Origin of the sequence: Thermaerobacter composti (assembly GCF_033582035.1) — a bacterium.
Taxonomy (GTDB): domain Bacteria; phylum Bacillota; class Sulfobacillia; order Thermaerobacterales; family Thermaerobacteraceae; genus Thermaerobacter; species Thermaerobacter composti.
In genome coordinates, this window is record NZ_CP132508.1 from 2334991 (window position 1) to 2351361 (window position 16371).

14 protein-coding genes and 2 pseudogenes are annotated in these 16371 nt (G+C 70.7%); 7 read left to right on the plus strand and 9 right to left on the minus strand.

Annotation, left to right across the window (positions count from 1 at the left end; genetic code table 11):
- Positions 1-23: 23 nt before the first annotated feature.
- From Q5761_RS12440 to Q5761_RS09520, 5 genes and pseudogenes are all read left to right on the plus strand, one after another.
- A pseudogene (locus tag Q5761_RS12440) lies at positions 24-161 on the plus strand (IS5/IS1182 family transposase); the annotation flags it as partial.
- A 243-nt stretch (positions 162-404) separates the two neighbouring features.
- Positions 405-1112 (plus strand): thiamine phosphate synthase, encoded by a 708-nt coding sequence (thiE, locus tag Q5761_RS09505; protein ID WP_318750418.1) that lies wholly within the window; start codon positions 405-407, stop codon positions 1110-1112.
- Positions 1112-1339 (plus strand): annotated as a pseudogene (thiS, locus tag Q5761_RS09510) (sulfur carrier protein ThiS); the annotation flags it as partial. The gene thiE and the pseudogene thiS, both read left to right, overlap by 1 nt.
- A 123-nt stretch (positions 1340-1462) precedes the next feature.
- Positions 1463-2305 carry a thiazole synthase gene (locus Q5761_RS09515; RefSeq protein WP_413084600.1) on the plus strand — a complete coding sequence of 281 codons (843 nt, stop codon included), beginning with the start codon at positions 1463-1465 and terminating at the stop codon, positions 2303-2305.
- Between the two features lie 21 nt (positions 2306-2326).
- Positions 2327-3784 carry an NAD(P)/FAD-dependent oxidoreductase gene (locus Q5761_RS09520; RefSeq protein ID WP_318750419.1) on the plus strand — a complete coding sequence of 486 codons (1458 nt, stop codon included), beginning with the start codon at positions 2327-2329 and terminating at the stop codon, positions 3782-3784.
- A 140-nt stretch (positions 3785-3924) separates the two neighbouring features.
- On the opposite strand, the gene msrA is transcribed toward Q5761_RS09520, so the two are convergent.
- Positions 3925-4491: a peptide-methionine (S)-S-oxide reductase MsrA gene (gene msrA, locus Q5761_RS09525; RefSeq protein ID WP_318750420.1), complete on the minus strand. Its 567-nt coding sequence runs from the start codon at positions 4489-4491 to the stop codon at positions 3925-3927.
- 555 nt (positions 4492-5046) lie between these two features.
- On the opposite strand from msrA, the gene Q5761_RS09530 reads away from it, so the two are divergent.
- Complete coding sequence (locus Q5761_RS09530; RefSeq protein ID WP_006903186.1) at positions 5047-5610, plus strand: DJ-1/PfpI family protein; 564 nt, start codon at positions 5047-5049, stop codon at positions 5608-5610.
- A gap of 221 nt (positions 5611-5831) precedes the next feature.
- Here the strand turns inward: Q5761_RS09530 and Q5761_RS09535 are convergent, their stop codons facing one another.
- From Q5761_RS09535 to Q5761_RS09555, 6 genes are all read right to left on the minus strand, one after another.
- A complete protein-coding gene (locus Q5761_RS09535; RefSeq protein WP_318751644.1) occupies positions 5832-6605 on the minus strand; it encodes a 5-oxoprolinase subunit PxpA in 774 nt (257 codons plus the stop codon).
- Between the two features lie 136 nt (positions 6606-6741).
- Positions 6742-7785, minus strand: coding sequence for a biotin-dependent carboxyltransferase family protein (locus Q5761_RS09540; RefSeq protein WP_318750421.1), 1044 nt, complete (start codon positions 7783-7785; stop codon positions 6742-6744).
- A 106-nt stretch (positions 7786-7891) separates the two neighbouring features.
- Entirely contained in the window at positions 7892-8608 is a 717-nt protein-coding gene (pxpB, locus tag Q5761_RS09545) for a 5-oxoprolinase subunit PxpB (protein WP_318751645.1), read from the minus strand.
- Positions 8609-8921: 313 nt separating this feature from the next.
- Complete coding sequence (locus Q5761_RS12445; protein WP_413084502.1) at positions 8922-9434, minus strand: hypothetical protein; 513 nt, start codon at positions 9432-9434, stop codon at positions 8922-8924.
- Positions 9435-9535: 101 nt separating this feature from the next.
- The gene (locus Q5761_RS12450; protein ID WP_413084503.1) at positions 9536-10141 is read right to left on the minus strand and encodes an NRAMP family divalent metal transporter; all 606 of its coding nucleotides are present in this window, start codon (positions 10139-10141) and stop codon (positions 9536-9538) included.
- Positions 10142-10283: 142 nt separating this feature from the next.
- Positions 10284-11120, minus strand: a complete 837-nt coding sequence (locus Q5761_RS09555; RefSeq protein ID WP_318750422.1) for a DUF917 domain-containing protein — start codon at positions 11118-11120, stop codon at positions 10284-10286.
- A 473-nt stretch (positions 11121-11593) separates the two neighbouring features.
- Between Q5761_RS09555 and tnpB the strand changes: the two genes are divergently transcribed.
- Positions 11594-12895: an IS607 family element RNA-guided endonuclease TnpB gene (gene tnpB / locus Q5761_RS09560; protein ID WP_318750423.1), complete on the plus strand. Its 1302-nt coding sequence runs from the start codon at positions 11594-11596 to the stop codon at positions 12893-12895.
- A gap of 1262 nt (positions 12896-14157) precedes the next feature.
- Here the strand turns inward: tnpB and Q5761_RS09565 are convergent.
- Both Q5761_RS09565 and Q5761_RS09570 read right to left on the minus strand, forming a co-directional pair.
- Positions 14158-15357 (minus strand): 1-phosphofructokinase family hexose kinase, encoded by a 1200-nt coding sequence (locus tag Q5761_RS09565; protein WP_318750424.1) that lies wholly within the window; start codon positions 15355-15357, stop codon positions 14158-14160.
- A gap of 107 nt (positions 15358-15464) precedes the next feature.
- Positions 15465-16328: a class II fructose-bisphosphate aldolase gene (locus Q5761_RS09570; RefSeq protein WP_318750425.1), complete on the minus strand. Its 864-nt coding sequence runs from the start codon at positions 16326-16328 to the stop codon at positions 15465-15467.
- Positions 16329-16371 lie beyond the last annotated feature (43 nt).

Genomic DNA, 16371 nt, shown 5'->3' on the forward strand with positions numbered 1-16371 from the left:
ACGGAAGGGCCCGGTCCACCTTCAGCGGCTGGCGGCTGCCGCCCGAGTTGCCCACGGCGGAAAAGCGGCTGAAGGCGATTCAGGCGGCCAAGGCCCGGCTGGAGCAGCAAGCCCGAGCCGACGCCGAAGCCAGGGAAGCGGCGCGGGAAGCGGAATCGTCGTTCCCAGTGATGGACTTGGCCCGGTTTAGGGGACGGACACCCCGATACCTAGGACGTAAACCCCAGTGAGGGTGATTCCCATACCAGCCAGAGTGGTACAATGCAAAGCGAAGCCGCGCATCAATTCGCAGTTCGATTGTGGAGCCGACGCTTGCGGCTGACGGAGTAGGTCACCGCCCGGCCCCCGGCACGATGGGGTCGGGCTTTGCTTTCCGGGCTGTCGGATGGGAGAGGAGAATCCCAGTGGCCGGGGGCGTTCTGCATCTGGTAACGGATCGCAAGGCCGCGCCCGACCTCGTCGCCGTCGTCCAGGCGGCGGTGGCGGGTGGGGTGCAATGGGTCCAGTTGCGCGACAAGACGGCCGCCGCTCTGGACTTGTTCCACCTGGCCCGGAGGCTGGCGCCGGTTTGCCGGGCCGCGGGCGCCGGCCTGCTCGTCAACGATCGCGTGGATGTGGCGGTGGCAGCCGGGTGTGACGGGGTCCACCTGGCCCGGAAGAGCCTGCCGGTGGATGCCGCCCGGCGCATCCTGCCCGTCCCCATGCTGCTCGGCGCCTCCGTGCATTCGCTGGCGGAAGCCCAGGAGGCGGTGCAGCAGGGAGCCGATTACGTCACCTTCGGCTCGGTGTACCCCACCCGTTCCCACCCCGGCCAGCGGCCGGCGGGTCTGGATGAACTGGCGCGCGTGGTGGATGCCGTCCCCGTCCCCGTGTTGGCCATCGGCGGCATCACGCCGGACAACGTCGAGGCGGTGCTCGCCACCGGGGTCGCGGGCATCGCCGTGATCTCCGCCATCCAGGGCGACCCCGACCCGGCGGCGGCCGCGGCGCGGCTGCGGGAGCGTATGGAAGCCTCGGCCCACCGGCCGCGCCACCCATTCCCCAGACCTCGGTGCATTGCGACCCCGGACCAGGAGACCCCGCTGCGACTCCGGGAAGGAGGACGAGGATGATGGCCGTCTCCGATGTGCCGACGGTGACGGTGCTGGTCAACGGGAAGCCGGTGGCCGTGTCCGGTCGTCCTGCGGGCAACGGCCCCACGTTGGTCGACCTGCTGGCCCAGATGGGCTACTCCGCCGATGCCCCCGTCGCGGTGGCCGTCGACGGCCGGGTCGTCCCGAGGCGCCAGTGGGCCGAGTTCGTCTTGCGGGAGACCCACCGGGTGCAGGTCGTCAAGGCCATGGCCGGCGGCGCCCCGGCCCCCGACTCGCCCGCAGCGCCGGAAGGGCCCGTACCCTCGGATGGACCGCTGCACCGCCAGCCGACGAGCCTGGGCCCGGATCCCGCAGCCCCGGAAGCGCCCGTGCCCTCAGATGGATCGCCACCGGCCGGTTCGTCCGAGACCGATCCCCTGGTCATCGCCGGGCGCACCTTCCGGTCCCGGCTCTTCCTGGGCACCGGAAAGTATTCCGATCCCGCCACCATGGTCGCCGCCCTGGAGCGCTCGGGCACGGAGATGGTCACCGTCGCCATGCGGCTGATCGACCCGGACGACCCGGCCGGCGGCGACATCCTCGCCCACATCGACCGCAGCCGCTACCACCTGCTGCCCAACACCGCCGGGGCGACGACGGCGGAGCAGGCCATCGGCATCGCCCACCTGGCGCGGGAGGCACTGGGCACCAACTGGATCAAGCTCGAGGTCATCGGCGATCCCCGCACGCTGCTGCCCGACCTGCAAGGCACGCTGGAGGCGACGCGCCGGCTGGTGCGGGATGGATTCGTCGTCCTGCCGTACTGCACCGCCGATCTGGTGACCTGTCTGCGGCTGGAGGACGCCGGGGCCGCCGCGGTGATGCCCCTGGCGGCGCCCATCGGGACGGGGCAGGGGATGCAGGACTGGGTCGGCATCCAGCGCGTGATCGAGCGGGTCTCGGTGCCGGTGATCGTCGACGCCGGGCTGGGCGTCCCGTCGGATGCGGCCATCGCCATGGAGATGGGGGCCAGTGCCGTGCTGGTCAACACGGCCATCGCCCGGGCGAAGAACCCGCCGCTCATGGCCGAGGCCTTCCGGTGGGGCGTCATCGCCGGGCGGCAGGCCTTCCTGGCCGGCCGCATGCCGCCGCAGCGGGAAGCCAGCGCCTCGAGCCCGGTGCGAGGAGTGCCGCAGCTGCAAGGCATCGCCGCCCCGGGTGGGAGCGGGTAAGGCGCCGAGGAGCGATCGCCCATGCCCAGCGGGACTGCATCGCCCACTCCATCGCCCATCACCGACCACGGCGGGTCTGGCCCGTATGACGTGGCGATCGCCGGCGCCGGGGTCGTCGGCCTGGCCGCGGCCTTCGAGCTGGCCAGGCACGGCGCGCGGGTGGTCGTCGTCGAGGCCGATCGCCCTGGCAGCGGCGCCTCGACCGTCGCTGCAGGGATGCTGGCGCCCGGGCACGAGGCCCACGCCGACCCGCTGCTGCGGGAACTCGGTCTGCACAGCCACCGGCTGTGGCCGTCTTTCGCCGAGGCGGTGGAGCGCGTCTCCGGCCTGACGACCGGCTACGTGGGACGCGGGATCGCCGTCCTGGCCACGGACCCCGGGGAGGCGGACGAACTGGCGGCCCGGGCCTCGGAACGGGCGGTTCCACCGCCGGACCGACCGGCCCCCTCCTCGCAGGGAGCCGGAACCCCGGGACCCGGTGCAGGGGCTCCGGGGACGGGGGCTTCAGGTCCCGCGATCCGCCGCGGCGGGCAGACGGGGCTGACCCCCGCCGACCCCGCACCGCATCGGGCGGGAAGCGGCGTCGAGCTCTCGGACGCCGGCTGCGGCGTCGAACCGTCGGATGGGGGCTTTCGCGATCCGGTGTGGCTTGCCCGCGAGGACCTCCCGGCCCACCTGGCCGTCTTCCCCGGGGCCTGCGGCGCCCTGTTCTTCCCCGAAGGGGGCCACGTGGACCCGGTGGCGACCGTCCGCGCCCTCGCAGCCGCCTTGGCCGCCTCGGGCGTGACCCTGCTCCCCGGCACCCGTGTCCACGGCTGGCGGGACGAACCGGCCCCGGGCGGCCGCCGCCTGGTGGCCGCCCTGACCACGGCCGGCGAGATCCGCGCCAGCTGGTTCGTCCTGGCGGGTGGGGTCTACAACGCCACCCTGGCTGCCCAGGCCGGCTTTTCCCTGCCGGTGGTGCCGGTCAAGGGGCAGATCCTGGCGGTGGAGCCGCCGGCGTCTGTGGCTGCGTTCGTCCGCGGGCAGGTGCCGGTGTTCGGTGGGAGCGTGTACCTCGTGCCCCGACGCGACGGGCGTCTGTTGATCGGCGCCACGGAGGAACCGGAAGCGGGCTATGACACGGGCATCACCCTGGGGGCCGTCGGCCGGCTTGCGACGGCGGCGCAACGCCTCCTGCCGGAGCTGGCCGGGGCCCGGTGGCTGGAGGCCCGGGCGGGGCTGCGGCCGGGGACGCCGGACAAGCGGCCGATCATCGGCCGGGCGCCGGGGTTCGTCAACGCCCTGGTCGCGGCGGGTCACTACCGCAACGGGATCCTGCTGGCGCCCCTGACGGCCCGGATCGTCGCGGTGCTCTGCGCCGGCAAGGCCTCCGGCCGTTCCGCGCTCCCCGGGGGCGGGGAGGCCGTCATCCCGGCCCACTGGCTGGAGGCGTTGCGACCCGAGCGGTTCGCCCAGGCGCCTCCCACGGCATCTTGACAGGGGCCCCCTGGCGTCCGGCGGCCGGTCGCCCCCCGGCTGATGCCCGGACCGCGTCCGACGAACCGGCTCGCTCGGAAGAACCGCGTCATACATTCCATCGTGCCGCCGCCGCTCAGCCCGTCGCGGACGTGGTGGGATCACGAGGTCACCGGCTTCAACCGTCCGGCGAACCGCTGGCGGAACTTGCGCACCTTGGGGTCGATGACCACCCGGCAGTACGGGTAATCCGGGTTCTTCCAATAGAACCGGCGGTGATACTCCTCGGCCGGGTAGAACGCCGTGAACGGCACGACCTCCGTGACGATGGGATCCTTCCAGCGACCGCTGGCCTCGAGTTCGCGGATCGTCGCCTCCGCCACCGCCTTCTGCTCCGGCGAGTGGTACAGGATGATGGACCGGTACTGGGGCCCGACGTCATGCCCCTGGCGGTTGGGCGTGGTCGGGTCGTGGATGGCGAAGAAGACCTCGAGCAGATCGCGGTAGCTGATCACCTGCGGATCGAAGGCGATCTGGACGACCTCGGCATGGCCCGTCGTACCCGTGCAGACCTGCTCGTACGTGGGGTTCGGCACGTGGCCGCCGGCGTAGCCGGGTTCGACCCGGACGACGCCCTCGAGCTCCGCGAAGACCGGCTCAAGGCACCAGAAGCAGCCTCCGCCGAGGGTGGCGGTCTCCCAGCGACGCCCGCTGCGCTCAGCGTCCACTGTCTCCGCGGTGTCGTCTCTCGCTTCCGGAATGTCGGTCGCATGCGCGGTCCTGAGTTGGCGGTCGGCGCGCTGCCCGTCCTTCGCCTCCATAGTATCCTCCATGGAATCTCGGTCCCCCTCTTCAGCGCATGGCGGGCCGGCGCATGGCGGGCCGGATTTCGTTCCACAGGGCGGAGCGCCGGATTTTGTTCCGCAGGTCGGATCCGCCGGCCGGAACCCCGGGCCCGGGCGGCGACCGGAGCCAGCGCGTGCCGCCTCGACGCCCTGCGTCCCGCCCTCCGGTGGCCCTTTCCCGGCCCCTTCACCCTTCCTCTTTCAAGTTAAGTTACTTGCCCGATCGTTCACCCCTGGCGTTCCCTCCTGGCCGTCTCCGACCGGGCCGCCGGGCGCCAGCCGAGGAGGCCCGGGGCCGAGGACGTCCTGGACAAGGGTGCCCTGACTCGCTAGAGTGGGGGCTGGGCCCCGGCGTCGCGGCCTGGGTGCGGCGTCCGGCCCCGCCGCGACGCGACCGGGGCGGCGCGGTCGGAGACGATCGAGAAAGGGGGATCCATCATGGCCAAGGTGTTGATCCTCACCGGCGATGCCGTCGAAGCCCTCGAAGTGTATTATCCGCTGTACCGGTTGAAGGAAGCCGGCCACGAGGTCCAGGTGGCAGCCCCCACCAAGAAGACGCTCCGGACCGTCGTCCACGACTTCGAGCCGGGTTGGGAGACCTTCACCGAGAAGCAGGGCTACAAGCTCGAGGCGGACCTGGCCTTCGCCGACGTCAAGCCGGAGGAGTACGACGGCTTGATCCTGCCTGGCGGCCGGGCGCCGGAGTACATCCGGCTCAACGAGCACATCCCGCGCATCGTCGGCCACTTCTTCGAGGCCAACAAGCCCGTGGGCGCCATCTGCCACGCGGCGCTGATCTTCTCGCGGGTGCGGGACCACCTCAAGGGGCGGCAGCTCACGGCCTACACGGCCTGCCGGCCGGACGTCGAGTCGCTGGGCGCCACCTATGTGACCGAGCCGCTCCACGTCGACGGGAACCTGGTTTCCGCCCACGCCTGGCCGGATCTTCCGGGCTTCATGCGCGAGTTTCTGCGGCGGCTCGACGAGTACCTGAAGCGGTGAGGCAGATCGCGCTGAGGCGCGAGGGGGAGCCGCGAGCAGCACGTCGCCTGCGGAGCGGATACGCGGTCGGTCGATGCAGCGCATGGGAGGCCCCACCCGAGCCGGGTGGGGCCTCCTGTGCTCGGCTCAAGGCTGCGGTCGCCGTCGACCCCTAGAGCACGGCCAGCTCCTCGTCCTTGCGATCCGTGATGAACATGTGTCCTGGCCCGCCGGATCCGCCTTCACCCGCCGACCACCTGCGCCAGCGGCACGACCTCCACGCCCGCCTCTTCGAGCGCCCGCCGAATCCGGGCGACGAAGGCGATCGCCTCGGGGTTGTCTCCGTGTACGCAAATGCTGTCCGCCCGGATGGGGACCTCCTCCCCCGTGATCGCCGTGACCTTGCCCTCGGTCACCATCCGCACGGCGCGGGGGATGGCGATCTCCGGATCGTGGATCATCGCATCCGGTCGCGAACGGGGAACCAGCGTGCCATCGGCATTGTAGGCACGGTCGGCGAAGACCTCCTGGGCCACCTTCAACCCGACCTCCTCGGCCGCCCTGACCATGGCCGAACCGGCCAGGGCGAGCAAGATGGCGTCCGGTGCCGCGGCCTTGACACCCTCGGCGATGGCCCGGGCGAGCCGGAGGTCCCTCGCCGCCATGTTGTACAGCGCACCATGGGCCTTGACGTGTTGCAGCGGGCGACCCGCGGCGCGGGCGAAGGCGGTGAGCGCCCCGACCTGGTAGATGACGAGGTTCTTCACCTCCTCCGGCGCGAGCTCCATGTTGCGGCGTCCGAACCCCTGCAGGTCGGGATACCCCGGATGCGCCCCGATGCCCACACCGTTCTCCGCCGCCATCGCGACGGTCCGGGCCATCACCATGGGGTCGCCGGCGTGAAACCCGCAGGCGATGTTGGCCGAGGTGACGTGGCGCAAGACCTCGGCATCCAACCCCAGCCGGTAGACGCCGAAGCTCTCGCCAAGGTCCGCATTGAGGTCGACCCGCGGCACCATGTCCGTCCCTCCCCCTCGGTAAGCCGTGGCCCCGGAAAACGTGCCCTGGCGAAGTCGCAGACGAACGAATCAGAAGCAAGGGCCGCTGAAGGCGCAACCGGCGCTGACACGGCCACTCAAGAACGCGGCCACCTCACGCGAGGCGCTGCGCCAGGCGCCGCAGCCCCTCCTCCCGCTCCCGGTAGAGCCGGACAGCCTCGTCGCGGCTCACCGCCGCGAACCGCACCCTGTCCCCCGGCTTGGCCTGGGCGATGCGCGGGATGTCGACGCTGATCACCGTGGCGATCTTCGGGTAGCCACCCGTCGTCTGGCGGTCGGCCAGCATCACGATGGGCCGCCCGTGTCCCGGCACCTGCACCGCGCCGAGCGGAATCCCGTCGGAGATGATGTCCCCCGGCCCGGCATGTTCGATCGTCGGCCCGTCGAGGCGACAGCCCATGCGGTCCGCCTCCACCGTGACCACGTACTCGGCGCTCAAGAACGTCGCGACCCCGGCCGGCGTGAAGTGGTCGTCTTGCGGCCCGAGCACCACCCGCAGGGTGATGGGGCTTCCATAACGGGGGACGAACTCGGCCGGGACGCGCCGGCCGGCGATCTGGCGGGCGACCTCCCCCGGCGACGCATCCGAACCACCGGCGTCCCCCCGCCTGCCGCAGACGGCCGCCCGTGGCCGGCGGGTCGTCGCCGGTTCGTCCGCACGGAAGAGGCCCCCCGCCTCGAGGACATCCCCGGCCTTGAGGGCTCGACCGCCGATCCCGCCGATCCCGCCCCGCAGATAGGTCGAGCGGCTCCCCATGACCGGCGGCACGTCGATGCCGCCCGCCACGGCCAGGTAGGCACGGCACCCCTGCTTCACGCCGCGGAAGCGGATCTCGTCGCCCGGTTCCACCGCCACCGCCTGCCAGAGCGGGAGCGGCTGGCCGTTCCGCGTCGCCCCCAGGTCGGCGCCCGTGACGGCGATGACCGTCGGGGCCAGCACCCGGAGGGTCGGGCCGAGCAGGGTGATCTCGAGGCCCGCCGCGTTCTCGTCGTTGCCGACCAGGAGGTTGGCGACGCGGAGGGCGTACTCGTCCACCGCCCCCGCCACAGGCACGCCGAAGGCCTGGTAGCCGTGCCGGCCCCGGTCCTGCACCGTGGTGAGCAGTCCCGGTGCGACGACCTCGAAGACCTCCGCCATCCGCGATCCCACCTCCACCCGTGGGCGATCTCTCGACCCTGCCGCCGCCCAACCGCCCTGACCGTCGCCCAGCCTCCACCCTTTCCCGCCGCCGGTGGGTCGGGACTCAATGTTCGGCAGCCTTGGGCACGACCTCCACGCGATAGGTGCCCGCCGCCACCTGCTCCGCGATGGCTTCGTACTCGGCCCGCGTCACGGCCCTGAAGCGGACGTAGTTGCCCGGCTCGAGGAGCGCCGGCGGCTCCCGGTAGGGGTCGTAGAGCTTGATCGGCGTCCGCCCGATGATCCGCCAGCCGCCTGGGCTCTCGACGGGGTAGACCCCGGTCTGCTTGCCGGCGATGCCCACGGACCCCGCAGGGATCTTCGTGCGCGGCGATTCCAGGCGCGGCGCGGCGATCCGCTCGTCCATCCCGCCCAAATAGGGGAAGCCCGGCGTGAAGCCCAACATGTAGATCAGGTAGTCCCGGCCGGTGTGGATGCGGATCACCTCGTCCGCGGAGAGCCCCGTGTGCTCGCAGACGAAGGGAAGGTCGGGGCCGAATTCGCCCCCGTAGCAGACGGGGATCACGGTCACGGTGGGCGCTGGGAGCTGCAACGCCTCCCGGTTGCGGACGAGATCCAGCAGCCCCTGCTCCAGCGCCGCGGGCGCCACCTGCATCGGATCGAAGTACACCAGGACCGAGCGGTAGGTCGGAACCACCTCCATGACCCCCGGGATCGGACGAACCTGCAAGGCTTGCGTCAACGCTCGCACACGGGCGTGGATGGCGGGCGAGATCTCGTTGCCGAATTCGACCACGAGCGCCCGATCCCCCGCGGGCAGGAAGCGGACGGGGCGGTCGAATCCCTCGACGCCCTGGGGATGGACGGGACGGCGTCGGGCCTGTCGAGCCGCAGGCCCGGCCCCGCCTGCGACATGCCCGGGCGGGCGTGCCGAGGTTTCGGAACGGCCCGCCTGGTCAGGCGGCACGGGGTGGTCCGGGTCGAATCGCGGTGGCAGGAACCCGCTTGGCTGGTCCATGGACGTTCCCCCATCGGCTTGCATCCGTTTGGCGGTTCGACCATGGGGGGATGGTGGCCGTCCCCCGCCCGCCGCCAACGGAACGGCGACCATCCCACCCGCACCGGCTTGGGTCTCACCGCCGCCACAGGGCGGCCATGCCCTGCAGCGACTGCACGCCCGCATAGGTGGCCAATACCACCACGAGGACCCCGAAGGCAGTCATCCAGGCCGGATGCCGGTAGGCTCCCACGATGTCCCGGCGGCGGCACGCCAGGAGCACGGTGCCCAGGGTGATGGGGAGGATCAGGCCGTTGAGGGATCCGGCCAGGATGAGCAGCGCCACCGGCCTCTCCACGGTGACGAAGAGCAGCGTGGAGGCCGTGATGAAGCCGATGATCCACCTCGCGTGGTGCCGTTCGATGGACGGGTGCAGCGTCCGCAGGAACGAGACCGACGTGTACGACGCCCCGACCACGGAGGTGATGGCCGCCGCCCAGAGGACCACGCCAAAGATCTTGTACCCCAGGATGCCGGCGCCGATCTGGAACGCAGAGGCCGGCGGGTTCTGGGGATCGAGCTTCGCCCCCGCCGCCACGACGCCGAGCACGGCCAGGAAGAGGAGCACCCGCATGAGGGAGGCCGTCAAGATCCCCGTGACGGAACTCCGCGTGACCTCCGGCAGGTGCTCAGGACCGCGGATGCCCGCGTCCAGGAGCCGGTGCGCTCCGGCGAAGGTGATGTACCCGCCTACCGTCCCCCCAAGAGCGTGAGGATGGGGAGGAACGGAACGTGGGTGGGCGCGACCGCCCGCAGGAGCGCTTCGCCCAAGGGCGGCTTGGTGACCACGGCGACATAGAGGGTCAGGACCAACATGACGACCCCGAGCACCTTGGTGAAGTTGTCCATCGCCCGGCCCATCTCCTTGGATAAGAAGATGTAGAAGGCGACCAGCGCCGAGGCGATGGCACCCCACCGCACGTCGATGCCGAAGAGGACGTTGAGCCCCAGTGCCGCGCCGCCGACGTTGCCCACGTTGAACGCCAGCCCGCCCAGGGCCACGATGAGCGCGACGAAGTAGCCCAGTCCGGGCAGCACCTTGTTCGCCAGGTCCTGCCCGCGCAATCCGGACACCGTGATGATGCGCCACACGTTGAGCTGGGCGCCGATGTCGAGGATCACCGACGCGAGGATCGCGAAGGCGAAGTTGGCCCTGAACTGCTCGGTGAAGACCGCGGTCTGGGTGAGGAACCCGGGACCGATGGCGGAGGTCGCCATGAGGAACGCGGCCCCAAGGAAGACCCCGGCCGTCGCGCGACGTCGGGAAGGCTGGTTTGGAGGGGCGGGTGCGGACATGGGTGATCCTCCTCGTCCTGTCTGGCGCTCGTCCCCTCTGATGCGCCGAAATGGACGCGGTCGCGCCGTCTTGGCCACACTTCACGACCCCGGCACCCGTTGGGAACGCCTTCCTCGCCGGGGAGACCGGCCGCCGATCGCCTTACGCCGTAAGGTATTTCCGCTTGTCGCCGGGAAGACCATGACGTCGATAATATTCGCGGAAGCGGCATTCCAGCGGCACGAACTCGATGTCATACCCAAAGGCCTCCGGGCCCCATACTTGCAAGGCCTCCGGCGTTCGCATGATCTCCGGCGTCGGCAATCCGAGGACGGTGACCCGCTGACCGTAGCGGATACGCTCCGTCGTGATGGCCAAACCGGTCTCGTGGTCCAGCACCGAGATCAAGTCGGGGACGCTGGCGATCACCTCGCCGTCCTGCACTGCCACCAGGTTCTCGTTTTGGAAGCGGATCACCAGTTCGCTGCCGCGGTAGCGGCCCGATCCATGGATTACGGCCTGCCCGACGGCGAAACCTTCCCGGGTGCGCCGTTCGACGTCGACCACCTTGCCCTCGAACAGGGGGATCGCCCGCCCGTAGAGGGTGTCCTGGGTGGCCTCGCAGATGGCCTCGATGGGGTTCACACCGCGGCTCCCCGCCGTGAGGACGGCCTTGCCGATCGCCATGGCCATCGACACGGTCCCGCGCACGGCCGTACGCTTGAACTCCGCCCCGCGCATCGGGTAGTCGACCAGGTGGGAATGGCCGCCCATGCGGATGGTGACGCCCCGCGCCAGCCACTCGAGCTGGAAGTTGTCCGGGGTCTCGAGGGTCACGACGGCCCCACGCTCGTCCGCGACCACCGCCGGCGTCCCCGACAAGCCGTAGACGTGGAAGGTCTCCATCTGCAGCTCCGGGAAGGCCCGGCCCATCCCGTCGCCGTCCACCACCGGGATTCGGGCGCGGGCGGCCACGACGAACGGGATCTGGGAATTCACCCCGCCGCAAACCGACACCGCCCGACACGGCGAACGCATAGCCGGACTGTTGCAACGGCCGGACGGCATCGGCCACCAGCTGGCGGACCTCCTCGATCCGCCACGGCGCACGATCTCGGCGCCGCAACACGAGGAGGAAGGTGCCGGGTTCGGGGATCACACCGAAGGCCCACCAACCCCGCCCGTGCGCATGCCGTTCCAGCAGGTCCAGGATCTGGCTCTCCACTTGAAGGGCTTCGTGGTCCGTCCACCCCTTCGCCTGGACCACGCTCCCATAGTCGGGGACGCGCAACAGTACCACCGTATGGGGGTTGAGAACAGCTACCGCGCTTCTTATCGTTTTCTCGCCCAACGTGATCAAATCTTCGCATCGCCTCCCGTCTGTTCCTCGACCGCACTCTTTGGACCGCACTCTTTGACACGGAACATATGTTCTGTTATGCTGTCCTTGGATGATTTTGGGGGGCCTGCCCGTGCGTGTGTTGCAGGCGTACCGTTTCGCCCTCGATCCCACACCCCGCCAGGAACGGGCGCTGGCCTCCCACGTGGGCGCCCGCCGCTTCGCCTTCAACTGGGGCTTGGCGCTGGTGAAGGAACGCCTGGAAGCCCGCGCCCGGGGTGAGGATGTGGAGGTGCCCTGGCCCCTTCCCGCCCTGCGGCGGGAGTGGAACCGGCAAAAGCACCGCGTCGCCCCCTGGTGGCGGGCGAACTCGAAGGAGGCCTACTCCTCCGGGCTGGACGGGCTCGCCCGGGCCCTGCAGAACTGGTCGAAGAGCCGCCAGGGTGAACGCAAGGGCCGCCGGGTGGGGTTCCCCCGCTTTCGGAAGAAGGGCCGAGGGCGGGAATCGGTGCGGTTCACCACCGGCGCGATCCGGGTGGACGACAAAAGCCACGTCGTCCTGCCCCGGATCGGGCGGGTGAAGACCCATGAGCCTACCCTGGCCCTGCTCCGGCGCATCGAAGCGGGGACGGCCCGCATCCTGTCCGCCACGGTCGCCCAGGAGGGGGGCCGGTGGTTCGTCAGCTTCACCTGCGAGGTGGAGCGGCCGCCGGGCCGCCCCCGGTTCCCCGGGCGGGTGGTGGGCGTGGATGCGGGGGTGAAGCACCTGGCGGTCCTTTCGACGGGCGAGAAGTGGCCGAACCCCCGGTCCCTTGAAAAAGTGCTCCGAAAGATCGCCCGGTCCAGCCGCGCCCTGGCCCGGCGCCAGAGGGGCAGCCGGGGGTGGCACAAGGCCCGCCGCCGGCTGGCCCGGCTCCATGCGCGGGCCCGGAACCTCCGCCAGGATGCCCTTCACAAGCTGACCCACCACCTGGCGAGCACCTACGGCGTGGTGGTCGTCGAACAGCTGCACGTGGCGGGCATGCTGAAGAACCGGCGGCTGGCCCGGGTGCTGGCCGATGCGGCCCTGGCGGCGATCCGCCGCCAGCTCAGCTACAAGTGTCCCTGGCACGGGGCGGTCCTGGTCGAAGCGCCGCTGTTCTATCCCAGCAGCAAGCGTTGCTCACGGTGCGGTGCGGTCAAGCTGTCGCTGCCGCTTTCGGAGCGCATCTTCCGCTGCGAGGAATGCGGCTTCGTGCTCGACCGGGACGAAAACGCGGCGCGGAATCTCGCGGCTCTGGCGGCCGCCGTCGCCGGGAGTGGCCCGGAGACGCTAAACGCCCGTGGACGGGATGGAAGACCTGCCGCAAGGCAGGCGATCCCGGAGGAAGCGGGAAGCCGGCACCGGCGCATGGCCGGGACCGGCACCGCCGATCCGCAAGGATCGGCTGCCTGAAACAGATGACGATGTTTCAGGTAACGGCTGGACAGGTCCCAGCCCGCCCCCACCTCGCGGGCACGAGCGAAGACCTCCGGCCGGACCGTCGAGGTGCTGACCACCAGCTCCTGAACGAGATCCAGTTTCGATCGCAACCGGGTCTCCCACACGACGAGGCGCCGTTCGAGGAGTCCTTGGATGATCGGGGCAGCGGTGGCGAAGACACGCCCGACGACGAAGTCCTGCCACGGGCGGGCAGGGTAGACCCCCTGGATCAGGTACGCCGATTCCATGCGGCGTCGGACCCGGATGACCATTGCCACCTGGGTCCGGTCGCCATCGTGATGGATCACCGGCCGACCTGCTTCGTGATCCATCCAGGGTGGCACCGTGCCGGGATCGACCTGGGGGTAGCCGGGCAGGGGGACCAGATCGCACCGGCCGTCCAGGGCTTCGCCGAGCAAAGCCACCACGGCCTCGACCGCCTGTCCCTCACGCCAGGCCTCGAGGATCCTCTGCACGGCGGCGTCCCAGCGACGATACGCGGCCAACAGGGCATCCTGCCGCGCGACGGCCAGCCTCTCCACCACCGTGGTGACGCTGACGGGACCGAGGTCGAGGACGGGCAACCGCGAGCGCTCGGCGAGGAGCAGGAAGGACCGGGGCAGTCGGGGCTCCCCGTCCGCCTGCACCGACCCCGGCGGCGCCGGTTCGTCCGGATCCGGGCCGTCGGGCGATGGCGCAGGGCGGGCGGCGCCGTGCAGCCCAGCGATATGATCGGCGGATTTCGGGTTCCCTCTACCCGTAGCGCGCGCCGTCCCAGCGGGCGGCCCGGCGCTGCGCACCCGCATCCGATCCGGACGAGCGCGGTGCAGCAGCAGCCCCCCGGCGCCGACTGCGGCCAGGCGGCGAACGAGGACGTCGAGGAGCGGCGAGGTCGAGGCGACCCAGTACGCCGGGAGGTAGTAGAGGATGCCGGCCGCGAGGGGTCGGTCCCGGAGCGATACGTCATCGGACTCGATGATCTCGACACCCCGGACAGGCCGGTCCAGTCCTGCCGCGCCGGCGAGCACGGTCACCCCGGCAAGCCCCTCTTGCTGCAACAGGTCACGCAGGACGATGTCCAGGGTCAACCACCCCCCTTGTACTCCATCGAAGCTCGCCTCCCATCCGCGTGCACGGGGACGGCCCTTGTCGCGACGAACCAGCATGCCGTCCCGGCCCCCACCGGTGGCCCTTTGCACGTTGCCTGGTCGAAAGGGGCGTCGTCTTGCGGAGAGCTACTCTTCCGACGAGAGGGGCACAACCCGAACCTGCGGGCGGAGGGAGGCATAGGTCTCCGGCTCAAACCGGCCGGCCACCGGCGATGCCACGGCGGCGGCCGCGACGGCCACGCCGTGGGCAAGGCGTTCCGGCCACGCCGATCCACGCAAGATGCCGTACACCAGCCCCGCAACCAGCGCATCCCCGGCCCCGACGGGATTGCCACGCACCGCCGGTGCCTGCGCCCTCCACGTCCCGGCCGGCGTCACGGCCACGACGCCGTCGGCCCCCAGGGAGACCACCACCGCCTTCGGTCCTCTGCGTCGGAGGACCTCGGCCGCTCTCCTCACATGGCGAAGCCACGGGGGTTGTGCGCCGACCCGATCGGCGTCTCCCCGCGTGTGTTCCCCGCCGGGTGGAGGCTGGGCACCGCTGCGGTCGCGAGGGTCTGACGGCATGCGGTCGCAAGGTCCCGGCGGCGGAACATGGGCCCCGCCGGTTGTCGTCTCGGTATCCCTGGACGGACGCTTGGCCGGAGTCGGCGGCACCGGCGGCTGCCAATCGCTGTCGGGAGCCGCGCGTCCCTTCTCGACAGCGACGCCACGGGTGGCCACGACATCGTGTTCCATCCGCTCGAGGAGCTCTTCAAGTTCCCGCAGGTTGGGTTTGACCAAGTGGGGGCCCGCGGCAAGCCCTTGCCGCAAGGCTTCACCGCTGGTGTCCAGGACGGTGTACACACCAGCCGAGCGGGCCAGGCGAATCAGCCGCGCGTAGGCATCGGCAGGCAAACCCGGCGGAAGGCTGCCCGAGAAGACGACGGCCGCGAACTCGTCGCGCCGGACCCACTCCGCAAACGAGCTCACGAATTCCTCCCAGGCCGCCGTGGCGATCGTGGGCCCGGGCTCGTTGAACTCGGTCGCCTGGGCGACCCCCTGCTCGAAGACCGCGAGGCAGCGCCGGGTCTCTCCTTCCACCCAGACCCAGCGGGTTTCCAACCCCGCCTGCCCAAGCTCTTCGTCGAGGCGCCGGCCCGTTGCTCCCCCGGCGAATCCGGCCACCGCCGCGGACACGCCCAACGCCTGCAAGACCCAGGCCACATTGACCCCTTTGCCGCCGGCCCGCATGTGCACCCGCCGGACGCGATGCGTGCTGCTCCGATGCAAGGCATCGATCTCGTAGGTGATGTCGAGTGCGGGGTTCAGGCACACCGCAAGCACTCGCCGCCCGCCCCCGGCGCATCGGTTCACCGGCACGGTCCAAACCCGCCTCCCAACGGTACGTGTCACGTCCGATGCATTCCGTGCACGCCTCATTCCCGCCTCATTCACGCCCGCCCCCTGGACCCGCACAAGCGGATCTTTCGCGCTGCCTCTTCCTGCAAGGCCTTCAGCGCCGGTGCCAGCAGTCGGCGGGGGTCGGTCTCACGATCGCCAGCCAGCGCGGTCCGCAGTGCGCCGGTCCATGCGTGCTTGAGCTCGGTCGCGAAGTTGACCTTGGCCACCCCCCGCGCGATGGCGGCTCGCAACATCTCGGCGGGCACACCCGAACCCCCGTGTAGGACCAGAGGTATCGGCACCCGAGCGCGAATGGCCGCCAACCGTTCGAGATCGAGTCGCGGTGCCTGCCGGTAGAGCCCGTGCACGGTCCCGACCGCCACCGCCAGACTGTCCACACCGGTGCGGGCAACGAACTCCTCCGCCTGCTCGGGCAGCGTAAACTCGTACCCCTCGGGCGCGCCGGCCCCACCTCCGACCGCTGGATCCCCCGCTCGCGGCACATATCCCAGCTCCCCTTCGACGGCGACCCCGGCGGCATGGGCGGCCTCAACCACCTTGGCCGTGAGGGACACGTTGTCCTCGAAGGGAAGCGAAGAACCGTCCGCCATCACGGAAGTGAACCCGTGACGCAAGGCCCCCATCACGAGCTTGTAATCGCGTGCGTGGTCGAGGTGCAGGACCACGGGCACCCGGCACCGGCGCGCCGCGGCGCCCACGATCGCCTCAATGGCGTCAAGGCCGAGGAAGGCGATCGTCCCCGGCGAGGCCTGGAGGATCAGGGGCGACCGCTCGGCCTCAGCCACTTCCACGAGTGCAGGCACCATGTCGAGACTGTGGAAGTTCAAGGCAGGCACGGCGTAGCCCTCCGCCGCGGCCCGCGGCAAGAGCTCGCGAGCATCTGCCAAAGACATACGATCCGCCACCTTCCGGGATCAATTCAGCTGACGATTGGGC